The organism is Negadavirga shengliensis, from assembly GCF_042652345.1.
GTDB lineage: Bacteria > Bacteroidota > Bacteroidia > Cytophagales > Cyclobacteriaceae > Negadavirga > Negadavirga shengliensis.
The window spans coordinates 1-8,735 of the sequence record NZ_JBHSJJ010000031.1; the positions used below are offsets into that span (position 1 = coordinate 1).

Here is an 8,735-nt window from a genome sequence, read left to right on the forward strand (position 1 = left end):
TTGCTTATACCGGAAGCCCGCCACCTGCAAAACAGGTTATAATACTCGTCGTTGCTTATCTTTTTCATGATGCAACTATACGATGTTTGCACCAGCTATGAAATATGGGGTTTATCGGACGGATACGGATAACTACCTGTTTTTCACATCGTAATTTGCCATATCGAGGCTTCGTCACTGGTTCACCCCGAAAGCTTTCGGGGTTCAGCTCCACAGTACCCACCTACGGAAATCTATGTTCTCGTTTTTCCTTAACCGTTCACCACACCGGAGTTTCCGCCAGATGCAGCGTAAGGCTTCGGCGTGAGCTCAGCCGAACGGTGGTTTGATGGCTGCTCTCCCGGTCAACCGGGACCACCGGAGGGCCTCTCTATTGGTTACCCAACAGTCCTCCATCCATTTCAAAGCATTCAGCCCCTTGGGGCTGATTCAAGTCACACACGGTTTGCAGCTACCCGAAGGTGGCGATTTCGAAGCACTTCACTGTCAACTAAGCACAAATGTTGATAGAAGCACTGCACTTGATTTAACCACGCCAGCCCCCATTGCGGCAAACGGCTGTTAGCGGCTGCCTTTTTTGACTCCTGTCTAATTTTATTCCGAAATGTCCACATTAAATCTCATTTTTAAGTCGAACATATTCTCTGCGGGTTGATATAATTTGTTGGGGTCCCAAAGTATTTTTCCTGATAAATAGTCAAAACTTTTACAGTCAGATAACCCTTGAAAAAAATATCCACCTTTCCCATTTGAAGTATCCATAACACAAACACTATCTTTAACTTCTACTAATTCGTATTTATCGTCAAACACACTAGGTTTAATTGCTAAATTTTCAAACGAGAGCCTTTCTTTTACACTAGGATAATAGATTGCTTCAATAGTTCCATTTTCAAAATCAGTGAATATTTTGTTGGAAAAGTATGCACTAAAAATGTAATTTAAGTCAGAGTCTGGGTGAACTCTTTTTGTAAATGCGTCAGCAACGAATTTAACTAATTCATCAATTTGCTCTCTTAAAAAGTCAGGATAATCTCTAACCTTTTTGTTGTAAATCTGGTTAATTTCAAAAGTCCGAGGATTGATTACATTTTCACCTATTGGCTGATTTTTGAAAATTGGAACATATTTTAAAGTCTGATTTCTTTTTACTCTCCACACACTCTGAGTTACTAAGTCCCCAATTCGTGGTCGTGTTTCATTCATCGCAGTCATATGTATGAAAGAAGCATAAAGAACGGATTGCTTTGGAAAATTGCATCTTCCATATTTTGAAACTTTGTCGGCAGGTGGATATTTTAGATACTTTATTTCTCTGATTCTTTTATTTGTCCCCAATACTCTTTTGTTTATTGTAAGTCTGTGTATTTCCGGGAATATATCAGTCATAACTAAGTGCGAAAAAAATGGAATCGAATTGTCAAGCATAAGCAATAGTTGCTTTTCAATTAAAGGTGTCACTCCGTCTTCAGAAAGTCTCTTTAAATATTCAAGCAATTTTCTGAAGTTTTCAACTTCTTTCTTCGATATGTCTTTCAGTGTTTGCACTTAGATGTCTGTTGTTCAAGGTTGCCGCTAACGGGATTCAGCTATACGCAGGCAGGGCTTTTTACCACTAAACTTTCCTACGAAGAACTGAACTTCAAATATACCACTTTCCTGTCCTACGAAGCACGAAACCCCTGCTTGAGTGTAGGTGATGTTGGGCTTAGTTGTTTTCCCAAATGCCTAATGCTATTTTTGATAGATTTTCATCTTTCAAATATTCACTCGGACTTTCAATACTTGTATTTTTCTTGTATTTATCTCTGAATAATCCTCTAAATTTTTTTAAAACTTCTTTACCGTGAAATAAAGTTTGTTCATTTTTGATATATTCAGTTTCAAAATATTCATTTAAGTGACTACTTTTTTGTTGATGCTTTTGTCCAAATTCTTTTAACCTTAAATGTTCAATTGATTTTTGTTTTTTGTCATCTAATGCTGTTCTAATTAACTTGGATAATTCAGATTTATCGATTTCTTCGTGGCAGAATGATATGTGTTCTGCATTGATAAAATAGGATTCAACATCTGTTCCTTTTGTATAAAATAAGATTATTCCCTTTTTTTTATATTTATCAATTTCTGATTCAACTTCTTCTTTTGTTAAATAATCCTTGTCTTTATGAACTAATATAATAGGACACTCTTTTTTAAATTTATCCTTCAAATATTGTATTAGTACCTCAGCTGATGTGATGTTAGTACAGCCTTTATAAGTCCTTAAATCAACATCATTCATTTGAAAACCATTTGAAATAAGAAGCTTTTCGATAAATCCTTTCTCCTTATCTTCGGTTAAAACAATACATTTTTTATTGTTCCCTATAGTTTCTAATTGCTTTTCAAGAGCTTGCTTAGATTTTTGTAAATCTTCAAATTGCAAGCTTAAGTTTTTCCAATGCCGAGAAAGCTCTATTAATGGCATAAGTTTCATTTCTGTTTCAATAGAAATTGTTTCGTCATTGGTGATTAGCTTAATATCAGAACTTAAATCTGGTTGCTTTTTAACTAAAAATGATGTGATTTTGGGGTTATTTAAGTTAGATAAGGTATAGAAAACTGGTGAATGTGTAGTTAAAAAAATTTGAATTCCTTCATCATTAAAAGACAACTCCTCTTCTTGAAAATGAATTCTATCTATGTATTCTATAAACGATTCTGCTAATTTCCTAGCTGAATCATACTCAAGGTTATTTTCAGGCTCCTCGAATCCCCAAATTGTGCTTGCTATTGGTTCTCGATTTTTTTCTTCTTTTAATTCCGCCTCAGCGATATTTTGAAGAATTATGGGAATATGTCTTATTTTAATTCCGTCACCTCTTTGAGATAACATTGATTTACCATCACTAGACCCAAATTCTAAATTTAGAAATAAGTCTCTAAAATTACCTTTAAATTGTAGGATACTATCAATGTTTAATCTTGAGGTTATTTCTCTTGAAATTAAATTAGTTTTAGATTTTACTTGATTATTAAATTCATTTTCGAGGTTAACAGTATCCTTTTGTAACACATCGTAAAGGGAATACATTAGGTCGTTAAAATATTTCTCGCTCTTAATGGCTGGAACATATCTAAACCTTATTTTTTTTAACCATTTAAAATATGAGCTTCTCTTATTACTGGTAAATTTATGTTTACCATCAACATAAACTATTGTTTCTTCTGGTATGTTAGAATTTTCTTTCCAAATCTTTGTCCATTTAACTTGACCATAATGTTTGAAGTATTGCTTCTGAGGTGGGTTGATTATGAGTTCAATTTCAATTCTATTTTCTTCTCTTCTTACTCCATGTCTTTGAATAGAAAAATCTTTCCAAAAGCTAAATGGTACGTTAGGCTCTGAATAATTATTAAAAAAAAGGCTAAGTGCTCTTAAATAATTTGACTTACCCGCATCATTGCTACCTACAATTACATTTAAGTCATTAGTCTTGAAATGTGTTTGATTTCCTCTTGTTGTATTTAGAATTGAACGAAAATATTTAATTCTTATACTTTCAATTATCTTCATTTGCGATTGTTTTTTTTCAATTAAGCCCAACGGTCTCGGGTATGAAACGTAGGGCATTTCGGAGCTGCCTACTTGTCCACCGAGACTAAGTTTGCCATGAACCGAAAACTTGCGGAAACCACTGTCTGCCCTATGTTTTATACCCATTGTTGGGCCTTCGTTATTTTATTTTTTCAATCAATTTCTTCATTTCCTTTTCAAGCTTACTCTTCTTTACGAACTCTTCAAACCCATTTGTAATCTTGATTTTACCTTTATACAATTCAGTTATCATCTTAATCTTTTTGTCGTCAGTTCTTTGGTAATCATGTCCATAGTCGTTTAAAAATTGAATTGCCAAAAGGTGATAACATCTAAGGATATTCAAATTCTTGTCTTCATCTGTCCCTTCCATCTTAGTGAAATATTCAATTACCTTTTCAAGCGGTTCGTAGCTGTAATGAAGTTTCGTCTCAAATTCATCAAAATCGATTACGGCATGGTTGAATACAACCCATTTGCTATATCTTATCAAATCATTTTTATAGAAGTGGTTTGTGTTTTTCGTTTTATCATAATTGAGGTCTTTGAGTAAGTCAGCATCTGTAAAAATGTCCTTAAAAGTCTTAACCCACTTTAAGTAAAGAATATCTTCCTTATCCGCAATCGTTGTGTCTACTGATATAGTATCTTTTTCGGTTTTTAGAGTCCAATGCAAAAAACAAAGAAAACGATAAACAAAACTGTTGATATAATACTGGTCGTCTGTTTGAAACCATTTTTCCCGAGGAATCTTGTGCCAATTTTCATGGGAATTCTGACTAAAATTCCACATACGGTGATTTAGTGATTCAATGGAATTTAGAAAGTGAGTTTTGTTCTTTGCTATTTCTTCTTTGAGCTTTTTTCTTTGTTCAAACTCAAATTCCTTTTTCATTTTATATGTCAAGGAAAACCTGTCGTAAAGAACTTTGAAGAACCATCCAAGTAGAAACACAGTCAAGGAAGTAATACTTGAAATTATTACCACTTGAAGCTTTATGTCTAAATTGTTAAACCATTCTGTCATATGTTCTTTTTAATGAAGCCCAACGGAATTCAGCTTGGAGACGGCGGGTATTTCGGAGCCGTTCTTTTCCAGTCTACTCCTAACTTCTTAAAGGTACTAAACTTTCAATTTACTCGGAACCGCCCGCTGTCTTCCAAGGTGATGTTAGAGTGCGTTATTCCTTTCGAATGCTCACAGGAATGTTAACCCAATTCTTTTATTCAATCCTTGTTCGAAAATCCGGATCAAAGTTGACAACTGAATATTTCCTTTACCATTTTCAAGCTTGGAAATATAACTTTTCTTTGTTCCTGCCTTTTCCGCCAATTGTTCCTGGGTCAGATTTGCTTCCTTCCTAGCTTCTTTTAGCATTTCGCTGATAATGAACATCTGCGCATTCTCTTCATACTTATTCCTGCTTTCACTTCCAATTTTACCGTGTTCCAGTTCAATCAATTCATCGAATGTTTTGATTTTGCTATAATCTTTCATAATGTTATTTCTTTGTTTGGAAATATTCCTTCATTAATCTTTCTGCTTTCTCTATTTCTTTCTTCGGGGTCTTCTGAGTCTTCTTTTGAAATCCGTTAAAAAGGACTACCAGCTTTCCTTCATCAAAACAGCAGAATATTCTGTAAATATTTGATTGGTATTCCACCCTCACTTCAAATAACCCTTCGGTTCCTTCAAGATGCTTGAGAAACTTCTCGGGTACCCTTTCCACTTGCTTGATCAGTTCAAAAACATACTGAATCTTACTCTTGACCTTTTCATTCTGGCTTTGGTAAAATTCTATAAAGTGGTTTTCATAAAAAATTATCTTTCTTACCATATCTACAAAGTTATCTCAAAAGATAACATTTTCCAAAAATGGGACGTTCTTTTAATGCACTCTAACTCGTTTATTGGCGCGGTTTTTCCCCGCTCTATTGCAGCATGCTGTTGGCTTGGCGCGGTTTTGCCCCGTTTTATATTTTTATGTCCATGTCCTCTATCGGGCTCCGGATCTCCCCTATTTGGCGGTTGCGTACATAGGCGTAAATTTTGATGGTCCTGTTATCCTAGATGCCTTAACAGCCCCGCACATAGATTCGCCCTAATCAAACACGCGATGGGCTGACCATCACACCCCGTAATCCCGTAATATCCACCACGACTCCGTCACAGCAAGTCCCATATGGAACAGCTTATTATAGCATATCGGATAGTAATTAATCCTTAACTAATTGGTGGGATCAGTAATAACGCAGCCTTGTTTCCCCTTTTTGGGAAGCCTGTGAAATAAATAGAAAGCGGAAGTGCATTCCTCTCAGTGAATGACCACCAAACCCTTTACCTTTGAATAGTTCAACCTCTCCCCAACAACCCATCCTCTAAAACTAAAAAATCTCTCCCAATTAAAAAATACCCCGATCACGGTATTTTTTATACATGATTAACAGAAATTTATAATTAAATATCTAAATATTAATAAATAATAGATTATTATATCAAACCTTCATAATAAAAAAATTTCCAGACGCAACTTCTACGCTACTGAAAAAAAAAATTCGTATCTATCGACTCCACCTCTCAATTTTCTTTCCTAGTGAGAGGAACGCACAGTGATCTCAATTACTGGAAAGGATGATCAATTATTCCTATAAGTCCCTATATACCCGCTGTTGCTGTTACTTTTTTCTCCATAATTGTTATGATTTACCATGGTAGGATCTACAAAGAAGAACTCACCAGGAATCTCAAAAAAATTGGAAAGTTTAAGTGCTGTATCAATTGTTAATTTCCCTTTTCCTTCAACTAAACTTTTTAACTCCTCAACCGGGACATCGGAACCTTTAGAGATTTCTTCGGGGGATATATTTTTGTCTTGAATAAGTGTTTGGAGTATTATACTAATTCCTGTCATCATGGAGTAAAATTTTCGATTTTTCTTTTAAGATTTTGGACTTCTCTTCTTTCTATTTCCAGCAACTCTTTTAACAATTTGATCTGATCATCTTTTTCCTTTATGATGTGATCCTTCTCTGACAATAACCTTTCATACAAAGATTCACTATTTTTCTCATTTATATATGTATGAATATACCCACTGTTACTATTGCTTTTAGGCCCTGTATTGTTATAGTTGATGACCGGAAGTTCATCAGAAAGGAAATATTCAGGTTTAACCTTATAGAAATCAGCCAGTTGATTGATCCTTTCCAAGGTCAGCTTGGTTTTGCCCGATTCCAGGTTGGAATAGGTCTTTTGGTTGATGTCAAGCACATTGGCCACATACTCCTGGCTGTAATCGTTTGACTCCCTCAATATCCGCATGATCTTCTGTGCCTTCATCGTTTCAGGATAATTTCGCCTAAACTGGAAAATCTTTTACTAAGATAGTAATTTTTATCCACTATTCTTTTGGGTATAGTTTCAAAATTTGTACTTCCCGGATTCACAACTCAATATAGCCATGAATCCGGCAAAAATGAACGCATTAAAAAGGTTTTTTATAAATGAAAGCGGTAATATAAATATATGCGATTAGGTACTATCCCGATTATTAACGATTCCCGCAGAATCGCTTTAACATGGAACACCAGAACACTTTTACCGAAACCAGACATGCTGCCCAAGGGCGGGATGGAAGAGACTCTTCTGGAGTTCTGCTACACACCATCCCATGCCTTCTCACAGCCTCCGACCTCCTCTACCCCCTCAAACCCAAAAACCCCATATGAACCAACCCCTTTGGTCATCATGGAAAACAACTTTCTCCCTTCCGGTCCCAGCATCAGAAAGGAAACCGGATTAAATTCAAAAAACATTCAGCAAAACCCAAAAATAACTAAACGCGGCCCCATGCTTACCACCCACCCACGGGGCAGGGATCCCAGACAGTCCCTGCCCATTCCCGACAGCTAACCCGGGCAAGCCCATACGCCCCCACCCTCTCCGCCATGGTGTCCGGGATCCAAGATATATCCCAGAACGCTAGGGATCCCGCCACCCCGTCACCAGCAAGACCCGTATGACGGCAGGCAGAGAGCGGGGGCACCAAACCACAGGTCACCGGGGCCGGACACTTCTTCATACATTAACAATTATCTACTCCGGCCCGGTGATCCTGTTTTCCCCCAATACCATTATCACTGCAACCATATCCAAAAAGAGAACCAGATAAAGGACCTAAAATGAAACCAAGCCATTCCATAATATTAAACCAATCCCCCACCTCATATCTTTTGCCCTTTTTTACGGCGCGGGGGCTGGCATCCCGCACAGCTGTCGGGACCGGAGGGGCGCGCTGGTCTCGCGGGTGGAAGGATATTTTTGCCTTGACTTTTTTGGTTCTTTTTGCGTCAAAGCCTGCCCCGACCAGCGCAGCGTATCGGGGGCAAAAAGAACAGAATAAAATAAGGCTTATAAGAGCAAACAACTCTCCTCAGCCCGCAACCTCAAATCGCCTCCATCGACATCCGTCATCTTTCAAAAGAGATTACCTGTTTGGTATCCAGATGCAGGTCATCCTTCCCCTCCTCTTCCTTACCCTTCACCTCGCAGGTGCCACACCCCCCGACACCCTAAAAACAGGGGACAAAATCCCCCCAACCTTCACCTTCCAACAAATCCTCAACCAAGGGGAGCCCCTCCGTGCGGATGCCCTCACCGGCCGCTACCTTATCCTCCAGTTCTGGTCCACCACCTGCAACGCCAGCATCCGCCTGCTCACCCAAATGAAAGATCTCCACGCCAAATACGGCGACCGCATCCGCGTACTCCCGGTTACCTTCGACCCGGAGGAAAAGGTCACCGCCACCCTCCGGACCTATCCGGCCCTACGGGACCTGGACCTCCCCATGGCCGTCAATGAAAGACAGCTCCATATCCTCTTCCCCCACATCACCATCCCCCACATCGTGATAGCAGACCCGGATCTAAAGGTACTGGCCGTTACCGGCGCACAGGACCTCACAGAAGACAACATCGAAAAGCTGCTTGCAGGTCAGCAGCCGGCATTCAGACCAAAGGAAGATGTCAGGATACCCTTCCTTCACAAAGAAAAATTCATCAGCGAAAACCGCCAGATTCCCCATAAAAACATCCGGTTTCAGTCATCCCTGTCCGCCTATATCCCCGGCGTCTCCGGGGCGTTGGTGGTGTCGG

General features: G+C 38.4%; 9 protein-coding genes. 2 read left to right on the forward strand and 7 right to left on the reverse strand.

From position 1 onward, the window contains the following. Nucleotides 1-594 precede the first annotated feature (594 nt). From ACFPFU_RS25385 to ACFPFU_RS25415, 7 genes are all read right to left on the reverse strand, one after another. The gene (locus ACFPFU_RS25385; protein ID WP_377069520.1) at nucleotides 595-1,548 is read right to left on the reverse strand and encodes a hypothetical protein; all 954 of its coding nucleotides are present in this window, start codon (nucleotides 1,546-1,548) and stop codon (nucleotides 595-597) included. A 160-nt stretch (nucleotides 1,549-1,708) separates the two neighbouring features. Next, the gene (locus ACFPFU_RS25390) at nucleotides 1,709-3,559 is read right to left on the reverse strand and encodes an ATP-dependent nuclease (RefSeq protein ID WP_377069522.1); all 1,851 of its coding nucleotides are present in this window, start codon (nucleotides 3,557-3,559) and stop codon (nucleotides 1,709-1,711) included. 160 nt (nucleotides 3,560-3,719) lie between these two features. Further along, the gene (locus ACFPFU_RS25395) at nucleotides 3,720-4,475 is read right to left on the reverse strand and encodes a hypothetical protein (protein WP_377069524.1); all 756 of its coding nucleotides are present in this window, start codon (nucleotides 4,473-4,475) and stop codon (nucleotides 3,720-3,722) included. A 303-nt stretch (nucleotides 4,476-4,778) separates the two neighbouring features. After that, nucleotides 4,779-5,042 (reverse strand): helix-turn-helix domain-containing protein, encoded by a 264-nt coding sequence (locus tag ACFPFU_RS25400; protein WP_377069526.1) that lies wholly within the window; start codon nucleotides 5,040-5,042, stop codon nucleotides 4,779-4,781. A 40-nt stretch (nucleotides 5,043-5,082) separates the two neighbouring features. Further along, a complete protein-coding gene (locus ACFPFU_RS25405) occupies nucleotides 5,083-5,418 on the reverse strand; it encodes a type II toxin-antitoxin system RelE/ParE family toxin (protein ID WP_377069528.1) in 336 nt (111 codons plus the stop codon). 798 nt (nucleotides 5,419-6,216) lie between these two features. Then, nucleotides 6,217-6,495, reverse strand: a complete 279-nt coding sequence (locus ACFPFU_RS25410) for a helix-turn-helix transcriptional regulator (protein ID WP_377069530.1) — start codon at nucleotides 6,493-6,495, stop codon at nucleotides 6,217-6,219. Then, nucleotides 6,492-6,920: a helix-turn-helix domain-containing protein gene (locus ACFPFU_RS25415; protein WP_377069532.1), complete on the reverse strand. Its 429-nt coding sequence runs from the start codon at nucleotides 6,918-6,920 to the stop codon at nucleotides 6,492-6,494. The genes ACFPFU_RS25410 and ACFPFU_RS25415 overlap by 4 nt, the downstream gene beginning before the upstream one ends. A 186-nt stretch (nucleotides 6,921-7,106) precedes the next feature. Here ACFPFU_RS25415 and ACFPFU_RS25420 point away from each other — a divergent pair, with 186 nt between their 5' ends. Together ACFPFU_RS25420 and ACFPFU_RS25425 are read left to right on the forward strand one after the other, a co-directional pair. Further along, a complete protein-coding gene (locus ACFPFU_RS25420; RefSeq protein ID WP_377069534.1) occupies nucleotides 7,107-7,493 on the forward strand; it encodes a hypothetical protein in 387 nt (128 codons plus the stop codon). Nucleotides 7,494-8,086: 593 nt separating this feature from the next. Further along, nucleotides 8,087-8,735: TlpA family protein disulfide reductase (locus ACFPFU_RS25425; RefSeq protein ID WP_377069535.1), on the forward strand; the 649-nt coding region annotated here is incomplete at its 3' end.